The following is a 16976-nucleotide window of genomic DNA, read 5'->3' as shown; positions in this document are numbered from 1 at the left end:
AGAATAATGCGAAAAAATGTATCTGCCAGTAAGAATGGCTGACTAAAAAAGGTATCATAACTCGTATCAGGAAGGCAGGCGTGCTTGCTTGCCGCATCAGGGTGGCGATGATACCGTTCGCATCTGCACAGGGTTTAGGTCTGGACTAGGTGAAAGACTTACATGTTTAAACGTTTACGCGGACTATTTTCCAGCGATCTTTCCATCGACCTGGGAACGGCTAATACACTGATTTACGTGCGCGGTCGCGGTATCGTGCTCGACGAGCCCTCGGTCGTGGCAATTCGCCAGTCCGGGAATATGCGCAGTGTGGCCGCTGTCGGGCTGGACGCCAAGCGAATGCTTGGGCGTACCCCCGGCAACATTACGGCAATCCGACCGATGAAGGATGGCGTTATTGCCGACTTCACCGTGACCGAACAAATGCTGCAGCACTTCATTCGGAAGGTCCATCAGAGCACCTTTCTGACACCCAGCCCACGCGTACTGGTCTGTGTGCCCTGCATGTCGACGCAGGTAGAGCGCCGCGCGATCAAGGAATCGGCCGAAGGTGCCGGTGCTCGGGAAGTCTTTCTGATCGAGGAGCCCATGGCGGCAGCGATCGGAGCGGGGCTGCCCGTCGAGGAGGCTCAGGGGTCGATGGTGGTCGATATAGGAGGTGGCACAACCGAGATAGCCATCATTTCCCTGTCCGGTGTGGTGTACTCCGAATCCGTGCGTGTGGGTGGTGACCGCTTTGATGAAGCGATTACCTCCTATGTGCGCCGCCATTATGGCAGCCTGATCGGTGAGGCAACTGCCGAGCGGATCAAGGAAGAGATCGGCAGTGCCTGGCCGGAAGGCGAGTTGCTTGAAATCGACGTGCGTGGCCGTAATCTGGCCGAGGGCGTACCGCGAAGCTTTACGCTCAATTCGCACGAAATTCTGGATGCCCTTCAGGAACCGCTGATGTCGATTGTTGCGGCCGTGAAGAGTGCACTGGAACAATCACCTCCGGAACTGGCCTCGGATATTGCGGACCGGGGGCTGGTCCTCACCGGTGGTGGTGCCCTGTTGCGTGATATCGACAAGCTGCTGGCGGAAGAAACCGGTCTGCCGGTCATCATTGCCGAAGACCCACTGACCTGTGTCGCTCGCGGTGGTGGCAAGGCACTGGAAATGATTGATCAGCATGCCTTTGAACTGCTGGCGTCCGACTGAGCCCGTCTTGTGACAGTGCCCCTGTGCTGTCACCGGCCTGCAGGAGCATGGACTTATCAAGCCGCTTTTTCTCGAAGGACCCGTGCCAGGGTACCGCATGATGTTGTGCGCGGTCCTGGCACTGGTACTGATGTTCGCCGATCATCGCTTTCAGTGGATGAGCCAGGTTCGCCAGCAGTCAGCGACGCTGGTAGCGCCTGTTCAATGGTTTGTCAGTCAGCCCTCCCGGGGCCTGACCTGGTTGTCGACCGTTCTCAGCAGCAAAAACGACCTGATTGATGACAATCAGGCGCTGCGCAATCAGTTACTGATTCTCTCCCAGCGCAATCAGCGCATGGCCAGCCTGGTAGAAGAAAACAGCCGGTTGCGTGACCTGCTCAATGCCACGCCACGTGGCCATATTTCCTGGGTTGCCTCCGAGCTCATGATGCTGGACAACGACCCCTTTGTGCAGCAGATGATCGTTGATCGAGGGCATGATGACGGCATCTACGAAGGGCAGCCCGTTGTGGATGCTTCCGGCCTGACCGGTCAGGTCATTGCCGTTTCCCGCTTTACAAGCCGTGTATTGCTGATTACCGATGCCAACAGTGCCGTACCGGTGCAGGATAATCGCACCGGGCTTCGGTTCATTATTCAGGGTAACGGGCAAAACGTGAGTCTGGAGCTGCTGCATGTGCCCAACAATGCAGATGTCAGGGAAGGGGATTTGCTGGTTACCTCCGGACTGGCAAGTCGTTTTCCTGAAGGGTATCCCGTAGCGCGAGTAACCCGAATACAACCTGACGACGGTGGCCCCTTTGCCACGGTGGAAGCCGCACCAGTAGCCCGACTGGAGCGAAGCCGGCATTTTTTGATGCTGTTTGCCCGCGAGGCCCTGAAGGATATCCCCGATGTCAGCGATGAGGCCATTACGGTATCGCGTCACCTTCAGGGGCTCGAGCCCCTGAAGGATCGTCAGGAGGTCAGTGATGCCCCTTAGGCTCTTTACCTGGGCGACCTTGCTGCTGGCACTGGGGCTGCAGGTCATGCCGATGCCGGATGCGTGGTTGATCTGGCGCCCCAACTGGCTCGGCATGATGCTGGCGTACTGGTGTATTGTGACGCCTTCGCGCGTAGGCGTCTTTTACGGCTTTATCTTCGGATTGTTTCTTGATCTGCTGGAAGGGGTCACATTCGGGCATAATGCCTTGTTGCTGTCGCTGATGGCCTATCTTGTTCTATTGCTCTACCAGCGCCTTCGCATTTATTCCCTGTGGCAGCAGGCGGGTCTGCTTATTGTCATATTCGGCCTGATCCAGTTGCTGGATCAGTGGTTGCGACTGATGTTCGGCGCCTCGGTGCTGCACATCGAATTTGTATATTCAGCCATCGTGGTCGGTGTGCTCTGGCCCTGGTGGTTTACCCTGATAAATGTCATTCGACGCCAACTGACACTGGTATAAGGACGCGGTGTGACAACCTCTACCCGACTATGGCTGGCATCGGCGTCGCCGCGCCGGCGTGAACTGCTTGCTTCCATCGGCATCATGGCGGAAGGCCAGGGTGTTGATATTGATGAAACACCTCGGCCTGACGAGGCGCCTTTGGCGCTGGTTGCTCGGCTGGCCGAGGAAAAGGCCCGCGCTGGGCATGCCGGCCATCCCGAGCGTGTCGTGCTCGGATCGGATACCGTGGTAGTGGTGGATAACACCATTCTGGGCAAGCCCGCTGATCGTGATGATTTCATTGCCACCATGCAACGGCTTTCGGGCCGGCGGCATCAGGTGATGACCGGTGTCTGCGTCATCGGTCCGGCCGGGGTGCTGACCGATACCGTGGTGACCGAGGTACAGTTTCGTACCCTGGCCCCTGATGAGCCTGCTGCCTACTGGGAAACCGGCGAGCCGCAGGACAAGGCGGGAGGGTACGCTGTTCAGGGGTTGGGCGCGGTGTTCGTGACCCGGCTGGAGGGCAGCTATTCAGCAGTGGTAGGTCTGCCGCTGGCGGAAAGTGCTGCTCTGCTGGCTCGGCAGGGAATTAACGCGTGGCAGGCAGCGGCAACGGATGCCGATCGCTGACCCGTGGCTGGCTCGCCGGGAAGGCCGGTCCAACGAACAGGAGATGGCTGCATGAGTGGCGAGGTGCTGATCAATCTGACCCCGATGGAGACCCGGGTGGCTGTAGTCGAAAACGGCGTCCTTCAGGAAGCCTTTGTCGAGCGCAGCCGTCGCCTCGGAATTGTCGGCAATATCTACAAGGGCAAGGTGGTGCGTGTGCTGCCGGGCATGCAGGCCGCCTTTATTGATATCGGGCTTGAGCGGGCCGCCTTCATTCATGCCCATGAAGTCATGCCGGCCAATACGCCCGCCAGTGAACAGCTATCCATCAATCAACTGCTTCAGGAAGGGCGGTCTCTGGTGGTCCAGGTCACCAAGGATCCGATCGGCACCAAGGGCGCACGACTGACCACGCATCTGTCGGTGCCATCGCGTTATCTGGTGTATATGCCGGACTCGGCACACATTGGCGTGTCTCAGCGTATCGAGGATGCCGAAGAGCGGGAGCGGCTCAGGGCCATTGTCGAGCAGGAGCAGGCGCAGACAAGCCATGAGGGCAGCCATCCCCCCGGGTTCATCATTCGTACTGCCGCTGAAGGCGCCTCCAGCGACGAGCTTTGCAACGATATCCGGTTTCTTCACCGGCTCTGGAACAAGATTGATGCACGGCGTGCGCGCCCGGCGTCGCCTGCCGTCAGTCTGATCTATGGTGACCTGCCGCTTTTCATGCGCATTTTACGTGATGTGATGCGTGATGATATCGAGCGGGTACGTATCGATTCGCGGGAAAATCATGCCCGGTTGATGGAGTTTGCCCGGGAGTTCATGCCCGACATGCTCGACAAGGTCGAATATTATCCGGGCGAGCGCCCCATCTTCGATCTGTTCTCTGTCGAAGATGAGCTTCAGCGAGCGCTTGAGCGCAAGGTTCAATTGAAATCCGGTGGCTATCTTGTGGTGGATCAGACCGAAGCCATGACCACCATTGATATCAATACCGGTGCCTTTGTCGGTCATCGCAATCTTGAAGAAACCATTTTCAAGACCAACCTTGAAGCAGCCACCGCCATTGCTCGCCAACTTCGGTTGCGCAACCTCGGTGGCATTATCATCATCGATTTCATCGACATGGAAGACGCCGAGCATCGCCGCCAGGTCATGCGCGTGCTTGAACGGGCGATGGAGCGTGACCGTGCCAAGACCAAGCTGACCGGCGTAACCGAGCTTGGACTGGTTCAGCTGACGCGCAAGCGTACCCGGGAAAGCCTCGAGCAGGTGCTGTGCGAGTCCTGCCCCGTGTGCCATAACCGAGGCACTCTGAAAACGGCGGAAACGGTATGCTATGAAATCTTCCGTGAAATCCTGCGGGAAGAGCGGGCCTACGGGCCGGATACCTATATGGTGCTGGCAGCACAGAATGTAGTGGACCGTTTACTGGATGAGGAATCGACGGCCGTTGCTGACCTTGAGTCCTTTATAGGCAAGCCGATACGGTTTCAGGTGGAGCACCATTACACCCAGGAGCAGTACGACATCGTACTGATGTAAAGGGATGAGACTTGTGCGTGCATTGCTTCGCCTGGCAGTCATGACCGGGGCAGCACTTCTGGTGGTGGTGGCCATCGCATTGAGCGCCCTGCGCATGGGGGTGCTGTCATTGCCGTCCGTGCAACCGATGGTCCTCAACATGATGGGAATTCCTGATGACGCCGGATTGGCGGCCAGCGATGTGTCGCTGCGTTTTGTCGGGTTTGATCCGCGCCTGAAGTTTGATCACCTCCGCCTTGATATGCCTGAAAGAAAGGGCACCGCCGGCAGCGCGCCACGGCCGATGCTCAGTATCGACAGCTTTTCGGCCCGCATTGACGGGCTGGCATCGTTGCGTGCCGGCGCCCTTGTCATGAGCCGGCTCGATATCAGCCGTCCGGTCGTGCATTTCTACCAGAATGGCCAGGGTCAGTGGCCCTGGGATCAGTCTTCTTCCTCTTCTTCACGCCAGGGCATGACGCTTGAACGGCTCGATGCCTGGGCGGCGCTGTTGTCTCGCCAGCGATTTCATATCTCTGATGCCGAGGCTGTACTTCACGGCCAGCAAGACACCCTGCGCATTAGCCTGCCCCGGGTAGCGCTGTTTGATAATGGCAATGACTATCAACTGGAAGCCTGGGGGCATGTAGGTCAGGGGCATGCTCGCGGGTTGCAGATAGTTGCCGTACTGCCCCAGACCGGTTCATCCCTTGATGCGCGCCTGCAGCTGGATGTGGCTGCACATCAGGCGCTTTCCCTCTGGAGTGTAGTCGCGCCGCCCGGGGCTGTGACACCTGCGGCTGACGAGGGGCAGGCGACAGTACATGCCAGGTGGCAACAGGGTCAGTTGACCGATGTATCGGGCCGGCTTTCGGTACCCGAACTGGATCTGGCGCCTGGGGATGCGCATGTCATCAAGGGGATTGGCGCCCGCTTTTGGCTTGAGCGACGTGAGGATGGCTGGGTCGGGCTGGTGAATAACCTGTCGGCTCTGGCGCCGGGACAGAAGGCGTCGGTGCTTCCCGAGCGATTGAGCCTGACCGCCTCGTCCACACTGGATGCCTTCACGCTGCATGTTCCCGCGCTGGCTCTGGACCCACTTCAGGCGTGGTGGCCGGCCTTGCCGTTGCCCACCATGATGACGAAGGCGTTGACTGCCATGTCGCCTCGTGGAGAGGTGACAGGTGCAGCTCTGGGCTGGAAGGATGGCTGGACGCTTCAGCTGGCCGGCAAGGGTATTGAAACATCGCCCTGGGAGCATGCCCCTGCCGGTGGGCCGCTGGATATCTGGGTCGATGGTACCTCGCGTGAAGGCGTGATCAAGGCAACGGGGCGCGATGCCGTTCTGAAAATGCCCCGCGTGCTGGCAACCCCCTGGGATCTGGACAGCGTTACCGGCGGTTTTTACTGGACGCATGATGAGTCAGGCTGGGTATTTGGAAGCTCTACGCTGGACGCCACGCGCCGCGGTGCCAGCGCTACCGGTAGCCTTCGCATCGTTCTGCCGGTCGACGGGGACGAGACGATGGCCGTGCGGCTATCGATGAAGAATGTCAATGCCAAAAGGCCGAAGGAGTGGTTGCCGCTCAACGCATTAAGCCCTGAAATCAGTACCTGGCTTGGTACCAATATTATCTCGGGCCATATTCCCGACGGCTCGCTGGCCCTGAATCTGGTGTTCAATGGCCCAGGCCCTGACAAGGATCGGGTGCGGCTGGACATGGACGTTAAGGAGGGGGCCATGCGCTACGTCGACGGCTGGCCGGCGCTGACCGATATCGATGGTCATGTTTCCCTGCGGGACGACACGTTCGACGCACGTATTGATCATGCCAGCCAGAATGGCATGGTGACCCATGAGGGGCGGGTCAGCTATCAAAACGACGTGCTGGAGGCCTCGGCGCCGGTCAGTGGCAATGCTTCCCGTGCGCTGGCCTTCCTTCAACAGGCCCCGCTGGATGCCTCACTGTCCCAGAGCCTGGCGCAATGGCGTGTCAGTGGGCCACTGACAGGCATGGTCAATGTTCGCGTGCCCATGACCGAGAAGGGCCAGGCCGATATTCGTGCCAGTGGTCGAATCGACAAGGGGCGCGCTCTGTTTTTGCCGGCCGATATCACCACGACCGACATCGCCGGTACGTTCGATTATCGCCATCATGGGAATACGGATGACCTGACTGGCGACTTTACCGGTCGCGTCTTCGAGGACGTTGTCAGAACGCGCGTCGATCTGGCCAGAAATCTGGTGACCTTTGATGGTCGGGCACATGCTCAGGGAGTCACAGGCTGGCTGGGTATCGATGGGTTGACCAACAGCATTCATGGGGCATTTGACTATCATGCGGCACTGCATCTGAAGGATTCCGGGCCGGTGCTGACCCTTGAGTCGCCCATGAAGGGGTTGGCCGTCAATCTGCCGGAGCCTTTCGCCAAGCTCGTGGATCGCTCGGCACCGTTATCGCTTGAAATGAACTTTGGGCAGGGAACCGGTGAGCTGACCTTTGAGGATCGGGTGCGTGCCCGGTGGCGCCACAGTGATGCGCAGGGTCAGATCTGGCTTCAGCGCTGGCCGGACACTCCGGACTGGCCTGACAGCGATCACTGGTACGTGCATTGGGATACCGACCGGCTGGCGCCGCGGGAATGGATTGATCCGCTGGCGGAGCTTTCCCTGACACCCCGTGCAGCCGCTTCTGCCCAGGCGGGAGAAGACGCCTTTGGCAGCAGTGTGCGGCCGATCAATCAGTTGCTGGCGCGTGTGGGACTCAATGCGGGCTGTCTGGATATTGCCGGCCACTGTCAGGGGCCGCTGACATTGTATGCTGAACCCCATGACGGTCAGTGGCAGGTTCGCTTGCGTTCCGCGCTTGCCTCTGGCCTTCTGCGATGGGCGCCTCAGGCCCTTCCCACGCCCATCGATGTTCATCTTGATCGGCTGGATCTGTCCCGTCTGATACGAATCAACGATACCTCCATGACGGAAACGGCCACGCGGCCCGCCGATGTGGTATATCCGCTGCTGGCAGCCGGTGAACGGGTGCAGATGCCCTTTGACGTTAACCCTTTTCCGTCCGGAATGGGCAGCCTGCCGCCGGGCCAGATCTCCATCGATCGCATCAATTATGAAGGTCACCAGCTGGGGCCGCTGAACAGCACCTGGCAGTCGAGTGCGCGTTCACTGCAGTTGTCACCCCTGACGCTTTCGGTGCCGGGCAGCCGGTTCAAGGGGGAGCTGATCTGGGAAAAGGCTGGTGAGCGTAGCCTCACGCGGCTCAATGGTCATCTCAAGAGTGGTGATCTGGCCGATACCGTGGCACTTGTTACGCCCAAGCCGAGTGTTCACACCCAGTCGGCCGACTCGGCGCTGCGTCTGGCCTGGCCTGGTGCCCCGTGGCAGGTGGCGCTCGAGCGCATCAATGGTCATCTTGATTTCTCGACCGGCAGTGGTCGGCTGCTGTTTGTGGATTCGAATCTGGCGAAGCTGGTCGGCGCTGTCAATCTGGATAATCTGGTACGGCGACTGATGTTCAATTTTTCCGATCTGACTCAGGAAGGGGTGGCCTTCAAGAGTATCAAGGGGGCCGCAAGTCTTTATGAAGGGCGCCTTGTCACGGATGGCCCGGTCAGGATCGACGGTACCTCAACCCCGTTTGCCATTGACGGGCAGGTGGACTTCATTCAGCAGATGCTGGATGCCCGATTAAGCGTGACGGTGCCTGTTTCCCAGAACCTGCCACTGGCGGCACTGGCTGTAGGCGCGCCGCAGGTCGGTGGCGTGTTATGGTTGTTCCACGAAATTTTCGAGGGGTGGCTTAATGACGTCTCTCAAATTCACTACCGTGTGAAGGGCCCCTGGGGCGCTCCGCACCTGCGGCTGGAAAATGCTCAATGAACCACGATACGTTTTCACAGGCTACCGCACTGTTGCTTGACCCGTACGGCCTGTCACTGGAGGCGCTGGATGCCGGGCTTTCCCATGCCATGGGGCCCGGGGTCGATTTTGCCGATGTTTATCTGCAGCGAAGCTGGCGTGAGTCCTGGTCTCTGGAGGATGGGGAGGTCAAGGAAGCCGGATTCAATATCGACGGCGGGATGGGCATTCGTGCCCAGGCCGGTGAGAAGACCGGGTTTGCCTATTCAGATCAAATCAGTACCGATGCCTTCATGGATACGGGGCGAACGGCCAGCAGCATTGTTCGTCAGGGGCAGAGCCTGGGGGTGAAGGCAGAAGCCCGGACAATGGCTCCTGCCCGCTACGCCGGTGGGAATCCGCTCGACGGGATGGCTCCCGAGGACAAGGTGGCGTTGCTGCGTGAGGCAGACCGCATTGCCCGAAGTCTCGACAGCGCTGTTCGACAGGTCAGTGTGTCCCTGTCGGCGGTATATGATGTGGTGATGATTCGTGCCAGTGATGGCACGCTGGCGGCCGATCTGCGCCCGCTGGTTCGCTTCAACGTTTCAGTGATCGCTACCCGTGATGGCCGCCGCGAGCGCGGCAGCGCCGGCGGTGGTGGCCGGTACGGGCTTGACCGGTTCGTGCAGAACAACGTGGCCGAACGTTACGCCCGTGAGGCGGTTCGTCAGGCGCTGGTCAATCTTGATGCCCGTGATGCACCTGCCGGGCAGTTACCAGTGGTGCTGGGCAATGGCTGGCCTGGCGTGCTGTTGCACGAGGCGGTAGGGCACGGACTGGAAGGTGATTTCAACCGCAAGGGCAGTTCTGCCTTTGCCGGTCGGATGGGAGAACAGGTGGCTGCCCGTGGCGTTACCATCGTCGACGATGCCACGCTGAGTGATTTGCGTGGCTCACTCTCGGTGGACGATGAAGGCACGCCGGGTGCATGTACCCCTTTGATTGAAGATGGCATTCTCACCGGCTACATGCAGGACAAGCTCAATGCTCGCCTGATGGGCCATGCTCCAACCGGTAATGGGCGGCGTGAATCCTACGCGCACCTGCCGATGCCACGCATGACCAATACCTATATGCTTGACGGCCAGCATGATCCCGAAGAGATCATCAAAAGCGTCAGGCATGGTCTTTATGCCGTCAGTTTCGGCGGTGGTCAGGTTGATATCACGTCGGGCAAGTTCGTTTTTTCTGCCAGCGAAGCCTACATGATCGAGGATGGCAAGGTGAGTTATCCCGTCAAGGGGGCGACGCTTATCGGTAACGGGCCGGAAAGCATGAGCCGCATCTCGATGATTGGCAACGACATGGCGCTGGATACCGGTGTAGGTGTCTGCGGGAAGGAAGGGCAGTCACTGCCGGTTGGTGTGGGCCAGCCCACGTTGAAGCTCGATGAGATCACCGTGGGCGGCACCCAGGCCGGTTAGGCTCGGGGCAATCAGTTCAGTTCGGCATCGCGCAGCAGGCGAAACAGTTTACGGGCACTGGCCGTTGATCGGCCGGCTTCCTTCTCGCGCTGCGCATTGCGGGTCAGCTGTCGCAACTGCTGCACATCAATGTTCGGGTGCTGCTCGATAAAGACAGTAATGGCCGGTGCGCCTTCTGCTATCAGCCGGTCCCGCCATTCTTCCAGCCGGTGAAAGCCCCGGTCACGTGCCAGCCGCTGGCGGTCGAATTCAGCAAAACAGGCTTCGATGGCAGGCAGGTCCTCGTTGCGCATGACCTTGCCGATGTACTGCATGTGGCGCCGTCGTGCTTCGCGCGACGAGATGCGGTCCATTTCTTCAATGGCGGCCAGCATGTCATCGGACAGGGGAACCAGCCGCTGCTGGTCCCGGGGCAGGTCAAGAATACGCTGACCCAGAGCCTGCATGGCCTCCATGGCATGCTTGCGTTGGGTCTTGCTTTGATATTCGTCGTGATCGGGAGAAAATTTGCTCGACATGATGCATCCAGTCAATCAGGGTGCCGCCAGTATAACAGGCGATATGCACCAGGTATCAGGAGTTCGTTCATGAGTCAGGCATTCGATATCGCCGCGCAGCAGGACGCAATTACCCGCCAGGCGGAGCTTGCCCTGGCGCACGCCAGACAGTGTGGCGCCACGGCCTGCGAACTGAGTGCCGCCATCAGCCAGGGCACGGATATCAATGTGCGCATGGGGCAGGTGGATACGCTGGAACTGGCACGTGATCAGGGATTTGGCATTACCGTCTATGTCGGGCAGCGCAAGGGGAATGCCTCTACCAGCGATGCCAGCGAGCGCTCGATTAGAGAAACGGTTGAGAAGGCGGTGGATATTGCTCGCTTTACCGGCGAGGACTCCATGGCCGGGCTGGCAGACCCTGATCTGATGGCCACCTCCCTGCCGAATCTGGACGTACACCACCCCTGGGCATTGAGCGTGGAGGAAGCCATCGACATGGCGACACGTTGCGAGCAGGCCGGGCTTGATGTCGAAGGCATCTCCAACTCGGAAGGGGCCAGCCTCGCCACCGGCGAGGGTGTCAGCCTGTATGCCAACAGTCACGGGTTTCTCGGGGTGCAGCGGGGGAGTCGGCACAGCCTGTCCTGCGTGCTGATTGCACGTGACGACAATGGCATGCAGCGTGATTACGATTTCAGCTCCAGTCGGCACCCGTTTCTGTTGCGTGCTCCGGAAGATATTGGCCATCGGGCAGCGGAACGTGTGCTGAGCCGGCTTGGTGCCAAACGCGCCCCGTCCGGTACTTTCCCGGTTGTGTTTGCTCCCGAGGTTGCCAGCGGTCTGGTCGGGCATTTTTTGAACAGTATTGCCGGAGGGGCACTCTATCGTGAGGCGTCCTTTTTGTGTGATGCACTTGGCGATCGCCTGTTTCCGGACTGGTTCAGCCTCGGAGAGCGACCGCAGTTACCGGGTGAGTCGTCAAGCGCTGCCTTTGATGGCGATGGTGTGTTTACACGGGATAATGACTTCATCAGGGATGGCCACCTGGCAAGCTACATGCTGTCTGCCTACAGTGCACGCCGACTGAATATGGTCACGACTGGCAATGCCGGCGGCGCTCGCAATGTACGCATCGATGCGCCGCTGACTGCATATTCATCACTGATCAGTGGCATCGATAAAGGCGTAATCGTGACTGAACTGATGGGGCAGGGCATCAATACGGTGACCGGTGATTACTCTCGGGGGGCATCCGGGTTTCTGGTCGAGAACGGGCAGATTACAGGCCCGATCGAGGAGTTCACCATTGCAGGTAACCTGCGTGGCATGTTCAGTGCGCTGACGGCTCTTGGAGATGATGTCGATACCCGTGGCAGCATTCATACCGGCAGTTGGCTGATCGATGGAATGACCGTCGCAGGCTGAAGGGTGAGATACGTGCCATGACGCAAGAGGGCCTGCATTCGCAGGCCCTCTTGCAGTGGGAGGCACGACTATAGATAGATGACGCTGGCCAGCCCAAGGAAGGAGAGAAAGCCGACAACATCGGTGACCGTGGTCAGAATCACACTGCCAGACAACGCCGGGTCAATCGACAAGCGCTTGAGCAGCACCGGCAGGAGAGTGCCGGTCAAAGAAGCCACGACCAGGTTGATCACGATGGCCAGTGCAATAACACCTCCCAGCATCCAGTCATCAAACCAGACAATGGCCAGCGCGGCCACCACCGCTGCCCACAGCACGCCGTTGAGCATACCGGCGATCATCTCGCGCCCCAGCAGCCAGCGTACATTGTTGGTCTTTACATGACCCAGTGCGATACCACGGATGAGGACTGTCAGTGTCTGAGACCCGGCGATGCCACCCATGCTGGCCACGATCGGCATCAAAACAGCCAGTGCTGTAATCTTCTGGATGGTGCCCTCGAACATGCCGATGACCGAGGAGGCAAGAAAGGCCGTCAGCAGATTGATGCCGAGCCATATGGCCCGCCGGCGCGTGGTGCGCAGGGCCGGCGCGAAGGTATCGTCTTCCTCGTCAAGGCCGGCCATGCTCATGACGGTGTGTTCGGCGCTGTCTCGGATGACATCGACCACGTCGTCGATGGTAATTCGACCGACCAGCTGGCCACGTTCATTCAGTACCGGAGCTGAAATCAGGTCATGGCGCTCGAAGAGCTGGGCGACGTCATTTTGTGAGGCCAGGGCATCCAGTCGAATGAAGTCCGTATCCATGATTTCACGCACGGACATGGATGGGTCGCATACCAGCAGCTTGTTGATGGACAGGCGTCCGATCAGTTCGTCACGACGGGTTACGACCCACAGCACATCGGTAGACTGGGGGAGTTCTTCGTGGCGACGAATGTAGCGCAGTACCACGTCGAGCGTGATGTTGGGGCGGATGGTGATGGTATCGGTATCCATCAACCCGCCCGCCGTGTCCTCCGGATAGGACAGGACGGTCTCGACCCGTTCACGCTCCTGGGCCTCCATCGAATCCAGCACCTGCTGGATGGACGACGTGGGCAGGCGCTGCAGTAGATCGGCCAGGTCATCAGTGTCCAGGTTTTCCGTCGCCGTCAGCAGCTCGGCGGCGTCCATCCTATCGAGAAACTCGTCCTGGACTTCCTCGCTAAGATACAGCAGTACCTCGCCCTGGGTTTCCGGGCCCACCTGTGTCCAGAGTTCCTCGCGCTCACGTGGCGGGCTGGATTCCAGCGCATGTGCCACTTCGGCCGGAACCATGGTGTTGTTCAGCAGGCGCCATATCTGGTCCGTCGCCTGACGGTCAATGGCGCGGTGCAGCCTGTCCATGTGGTCTTCAGTATCGACCGGGTCATTGCTCATGACAGATCCTTGTCATTCATGGACGAGATGTTCAGGCATCTTCGTCAAAGCGGGCATCAAACAGGGCCACAATCGCGTCGAGCGCCGCCTGTTCATCATCGCCGTCCACTTCAATGGTCAGCGGGGTACCACAGGGGGCGGCTAGCATCAGGAGAGCCATCACGTTATTGGCCGTGGCGCTGTGCTGGCCACGGTACACGATAATGGAACTCTGATAGGGCTGGCAGCACTGAACAAGGCGGGTTGCTGCGCGGGCGTGCAGGCCACGCTTGTTCGTCAGCGTCAGTTCACGGCGAAGCATTCGGAGTCTCGTTCAAAACTTTCTGGACGCTTAACTCCCGATGGCGGAGCCTGAGGGAGGGATACTGACCGGCAAACTGACTGGCCAGACGCTCTGCCAGGTAGACTGAGCGGTGCTGGCCGCCTGTGCAGCCAATGGCAACGGTAAAATAACTTCGATTGCTTGCCGTGTAGGAGGGAAGCCAGCGTTCCAGCCATTTGACGATGTCGTTATACATGTCGGTAACATCGCCATAGTCTTCGAGAAACGCAGCAACCTCCTTTTCCTGACCGGTATGGCTGCGCAGGGCGGGTATCCAGTAGGGATTAGGCAGGCAGCGCACGTCAAATACCGTATCGGCATCCAGAGGTACCCCGTGCTTGAATCCGAAGGACTCGATGGTCAGCGTCATCTGGCGGCTGGTGTGGTCTGCTACCTGCGTGGCAATCTGGCTACGCAGTTCGTGCACTGACTGACTGGTCGTGTCGATAATCAGGTCGGCGGCGTTGCGAATGGCAGCAAGATAGGTCTGTTCGGATTCGATGGCCTCGGCCAGTGTCATCTGGCTGCCGCGGGTCAGCGGGTGTCGACGGCGGGTGGCAGCATAGCGCTCCAGCAGGGCCTTTGTGTCCGTGGTCAGGTAAACCACCTGGCTGTCTACTCGTTTGGACAGATCCGCCAGAAGCGCGGGGAAGCGCTCCAGCGCTTCCGGAAGGTTGCGTGCATCAATGCTGACGGCAATGCGTCGCTGTCCAACGCTGCCTGCATCCAGCTCATCGATCAACGGTGCCAGCAGGGTGGCCGGCAGGTTGTCGATGGCATAAAAGCCCAGGTCCTCGAGCGCTTGCAGGGCAATGGACTTTCCTGAGCCGGAACGTCCACTGATAATGACCAGCTGCATGATGAGTACCCTATTGGTGTTGTTGCTGTATGAGATCGGTCAGGGTGTCATGGAGTTCGCGTTGACTGGTTGCATGGCGAAGACGACTGCGGTTTTCGCTGTCGTTGAGCAGCTCGGCAATCTGGCCCAGAAGCGTCAGGTGCGTATCCTCGGCTTCTTCAGGCACGAGCAGCACAAACACCAGGTCCACGGGCTCGTTGTCGATGGCATCAAAGTCGATGGGGTCTGCCAGCCGGATAAAACTGGCCAGTGGCGACTTGCAGTGCGGGTTGCGGGCATGGGGTATGGCTACCCCGTTGCCCACACCGGTACTGCCCAGCCGCTCGCGACCGATCAGGCGTGAAAAGACCTCCTGATCATCCAGACTGGGAATATTCTGAGCGATAAAGGTGCTGAAAAATTCCAGCACCCTTTTTTTGCTTCCGCCCTGAACATCAAACAGCGTGCGTTCGGGCGGAAGGAGTTGATCAAGCTTCATAGTACCAGGATCTCAACGAGCGCCCTGGGCGCGTGCCTGTGCCTTTTCCTTGTGCTTGACCAGCTGGCGGTCCAGCTTGTCGGCCAGCGCATCAATGGCGGCATACATGTCTTCGTGGGAAGCGTCGCCGTGCAGGTCGGCGCCGCTGGCGTGCAGGGTGCAGGCAGCAAGCTTGCGTTCCTTTTCGACGGAAAGGGTCACCTGGACATTGGTGATGTTGTCGTAATGGCGTTCCAGTCGAGAAAGTTTCTGGTTGATGTATTCTCTGAGTGCGTCTGTCAGTTCGACGTGATGACCAGTGATATTGACCTGCATGGCGTACTCCTTTTCCCACGGATGAATACTGGATTGTAACCTTTTTTACTGTCAGGCAAAGCCTTGTCTTTCCGGCGTCATTCAGGCCATTTTCCGACGTTCGCTGGAAGATGGTATACCCAGCGCTTCACGGTACTTGGCGACAGTGCGACGTGCCACCTTGATGCCCTGGTCATCGAGCAATTCAACCAGCCGGGCATCGGACAGGGGGCGCCTTGTGGGCTCTTCACTGACGTATTTGCGAATCCTGGCGCGAATGGCGGCGCCGGAGTGGGCGTCTCCTTCCCCACTTCCCCCTACCTGACTTGAAAAGAATAGCTTGAGTTCGACCACTCCGCGGGGAGTATGGATGAATTTTTGTGTCGTCACCCGCGAGATGGTGGATTCGTGCATGTCGACAGCGCCTGCAATGTCGGACAGGGTCAGCGGTTTCAGGCCTTCTTCCCCCATGTCGATATACCGATGCTGGCGGGCCATGATCTCGCGACCCACTCGAAGAAGGGTGTCATTGCGACTGGCGATGCTCTTGATGAACCAGCGCGCTTCCTGGAGGTGCTGCTTGAAAAAGGTATTGTCATCACTTTTATCGGCACGGCGTACCAGGCTGCTGTAGTCCGGATTCAGCCGAAGACGCGGTAGCGCATCTTCATTGAGCTCGACCTGCCAGCCATGGCGTGTGCTGTGGCGCAGAGTCAGATCAGGAATAACGTACTGGTGGCTGGTACTGTCGAACTGACGGCCGGGATGTGGATCCAGTGCCTTGATCAGGCATGTGATTCGTTCAAGACTCTCATCATCGATGCCCAGCCGGCGTTTCAGAAGCCTTGTATCACCGTTGCCCAGGGCTTCAAGGAACTGGCGAATCAACCGGCGTGCCTGAGCCAGCAGGGGAGTGTCCTGAGGAAGTTGATCAAGCTGAAGCAACAGGCACTCGCGCAGGTCTCTGGCAAACAGACCGGCCGGTTCACACTGTTGGAGCATGATGGCAGTACGTTCCACGTCGGCAACGCTCAGGGACTCGAACCCCTGGGCGCGCAGGCCCTCCGTGATGTCCTCGAGAGGCTGGGCAATCAGGCCATTGGGGTCCAGTGCATCAATCAATCGTTCGGCAATGGCGCGTTGCTGGTCATCCAGGTCCAGCATCATGACCTGCCATTCAACATGCTGCTGAAGGGTATCCTCCGAGGTGTTGCGCTCGATATCGGACTCGCCGGCAGGCGCGACGCTGCTGCTCAGACTGCCAAGGGAAGCATCCTGAAAACTGTCTTCCCAGCTGCTGTCCTGAGACAGTTCGTCGGGAATGCTTTCCTGCCAGTCATCATCATTGTCGGCTGGGCTGGCGCACTCATCGAACAGGTCTTCCTGCTCAAGCATGGGGTTGCTGTCCAGTGCCTGCTGTATTTCCTGACGCAAGTCCAGCGTCGAGAGTTGCAGCAGGTGAATGGCCTGCTGCAGTTGCGGCGTCATGGTGAGGTGAGCGCCGACCCTGAGCTGCAAGGATGGTTTCATCGTTATACGATCCCGGTCGTCACAAGTCCGTGATTACGCTA

At 59.0% G+C, this 16976-nt stretch carries 15 protein-coding genes; 8 read left to right on the top strand and 7 right to left on the bottom strand.

All coding sequences use genetic code 11. From position 1 onward, the window contains the following. Positions 1-162: 162 nt before the first annotated feature. From OQ287_RS06075 to tldD, 7 genes are read left to right on the top strand one after another with little or no spacing between them, the layout of a single operon-like run. Positions 163-1200 carry a rod shape-determining protein gene (locus OQ287_RS06075; protein WP_250937712.1) on the top strand — a complete coding sequence of 346 codons (1038 nt, stop codon included), beginning with the start codon at positions 163-165 and terminating at the stop codon, positions 1198-1200. Between the two features lie 37 nt (positions 1201-1237). Next, positions 1238-2182 (top strand): rod shape-determining protein MreC, encoded by a 945-nt coding sequence (gene mreC, locus OQ287_RS06070; protein WP_284732759.1) that lies wholly within the window; start codon positions 1238-1240, stop codon positions 2180-2182. Beyond that, on the top strand, positions 2172-2645 hold the full coding sequence (gene mreD, locus OQ287_RS06065) for a rod shape-determining protein MreD (protein WP_250937710.1): 474 nt from the start codon (positions 2172-2174) through the stop codon (positions 2643-2645). The genes mreC and mreD overlap by 11 nt, the downstream gene beginning before the upstream one ends. A 9-nt stretch (positions 2646-2654) precedes the next feature. Further along, positions 2655-3260: a Maf family protein gene (locus tag OQ287_RS06060; protein WP_265895835.1), complete on the top strand. Its 606-nt coding sequence runs from the start codon at positions 2655-2657 to the stop codon at positions 3258-3260. Between the two features lie 51 nt (positions 3261-3311). After that, positions 3312-4787 (top strand): ribonuclease G, encoded by a 1476-nt coding sequence (gene rng / locus OQ287_RS06055; RefSeq protein WP_250937708.1) that lies wholly within the window; start codon positions 3312-3314, stop codon positions 4785-4787. 13 nt (positions 4788-4800) lie between these two features. Beyond that, complete coding sequence (locus OQ287_RS06050) at positions 4801-8658, top strand: YhdP family phospholipid transporter (protein WP_265895834.1); 3858 nt, start codon at positions 4801-4803, stop codon at positions 8656-8658. Continuing rightward, positions 8655-10103 (top strand): metalloprotease TldD, encoded by a 1449-nt coding sequence (tldD, locus tag OQ287_RS06045; RefSeq protein ID WP_265895833.1) that lies wholly within the window; start codon positions 8655-8657, stop codon positions 10101-10103. Before OQ287_RS06050 ends, tldD begins: the two co-directional genes overlap by 4 nt. 11 nt (positions 10104-10114) lie before the next feature. On the opposite strand, the gene yjgA is transcribed toward tldD, so the two are convergent. Next, positions 10115-10621 carry a ribosome biogenesis factor YjgA gene (gene yjgA / locus OQ287_RS06040; protein ID WP_250937704.1) on the bottom strand — a complete coding sequence of 169 codons (507 nt, stop codon included), beginning with the start codon at positions 10619-10621 and terminating at the stop codon, positions 10115-10117. Positions 10622-10690: 69 nt separating this feature from the next. On the opposite strand from yjgA, the gene pmbA reads away from it, so the two are divergent. Next, positions 10691-12028 carry a metalloprotease PmbA gene (gene pmbA, locus OQ287_RS06035; RefSeq protein ID WP_265895832.1) on the top strand — a complete coding sequence of 446 codons (1338 nt, stop codon included), beginning with the start codon at positions 10691-10693 and terminating at the stop codon, positions 12026-12028. Positions 12029-12096: 68 nt separating this feature from the next. Here pmbA and mgtE read toward each other — a convergent pair whose 3' ends face one another. The 6 genes from mgtE to OQ287_RS06005 form a co-directional block, all read right to left on the bottom strand. Further along, positions 12097-13452, bottom strand: a complete 1356-nt coding sequence (gene mgtE / locus OQ287_RS06030) for a magnesium transporter (protein WP_250937702.1) — start codon at positions 13450-13452, stop codon at positions 12097-12099. Between the two features lie 31 nt (positions 13453-13483). Next, positions 13484-13753, bottom strand: coding sequence for an HPr family phosphocarrier protein (locus OQ287_RS06025; RefSeq protein WP_250937699.1), 270 nt, complete (start codon positions 13751-13753; stop codon positions 13484-13486). Next, on the bottom strand, positions 13740-14633 hold the full coding sequence (gene rapZ / locus OQ287_RS06020; RefSeq protein ID WP_265895831.1) for an RNase adapter RapZ: 894 nt from the start codon (positions 14631-14633) through the stop codon (positions 13740-13742). Before rapZ ends, OQ287_RS06025 begins: the two co-directional genes overlap by 14 nt. A 10-nt stretch (positions 14634-14643) precedes the next feature. Continuing rightward, on the bottom strand, positions 14644-15111 hold the full coding sequence (ptsN, locus tag OQ287_RS06015; protein WP_250937697.1) for a PTS IIA-like nitrogen regulatory protein PtsN: 468 nt from the start codon (positions 15109-15111) through the stop codon (positions 14644-14646). Between the two features lie 12 nt (positions 15112-15123). Then, entirely contained in the window at positions 15124-15426 is a 303-nt protein-coding gene (gene hpf, locus OQ287_RS06010) for a ribosome hibernation-promoting factor, HPF/YfiA family (RefSeq protein WP_250937696.1), read from the bottom strand. A gap of 81 nt (positions 15427-15507) precedes the next feature. Beyond that, entirely contained in the window at positions 15508-16941 is a 1434-nt protein-coding gene (locus tag OQ287_RS06005) for an RNA polymerase factor sigma-54 (protein WP_265895909.1), read from the bottom strand. Between the last annotated feature and the right edge of the window lie 35 nt (positions 16942-16976).

It is taken from the genome of Larsenimonas rhizosphaerae, from assembly GCF_026240105.1.
Lineage (GTDB): Bacteria > Pseudomonadota > Gammaproteobacteria > Pseudomonadales > Halomonadaceae > Larsenimonas > Larsenimonas rhizosphaerae.
Note: the sequence above shows the minus strand (reverse complement) of the source record. Positions and strands in the feature narration are given on the sequence as shown.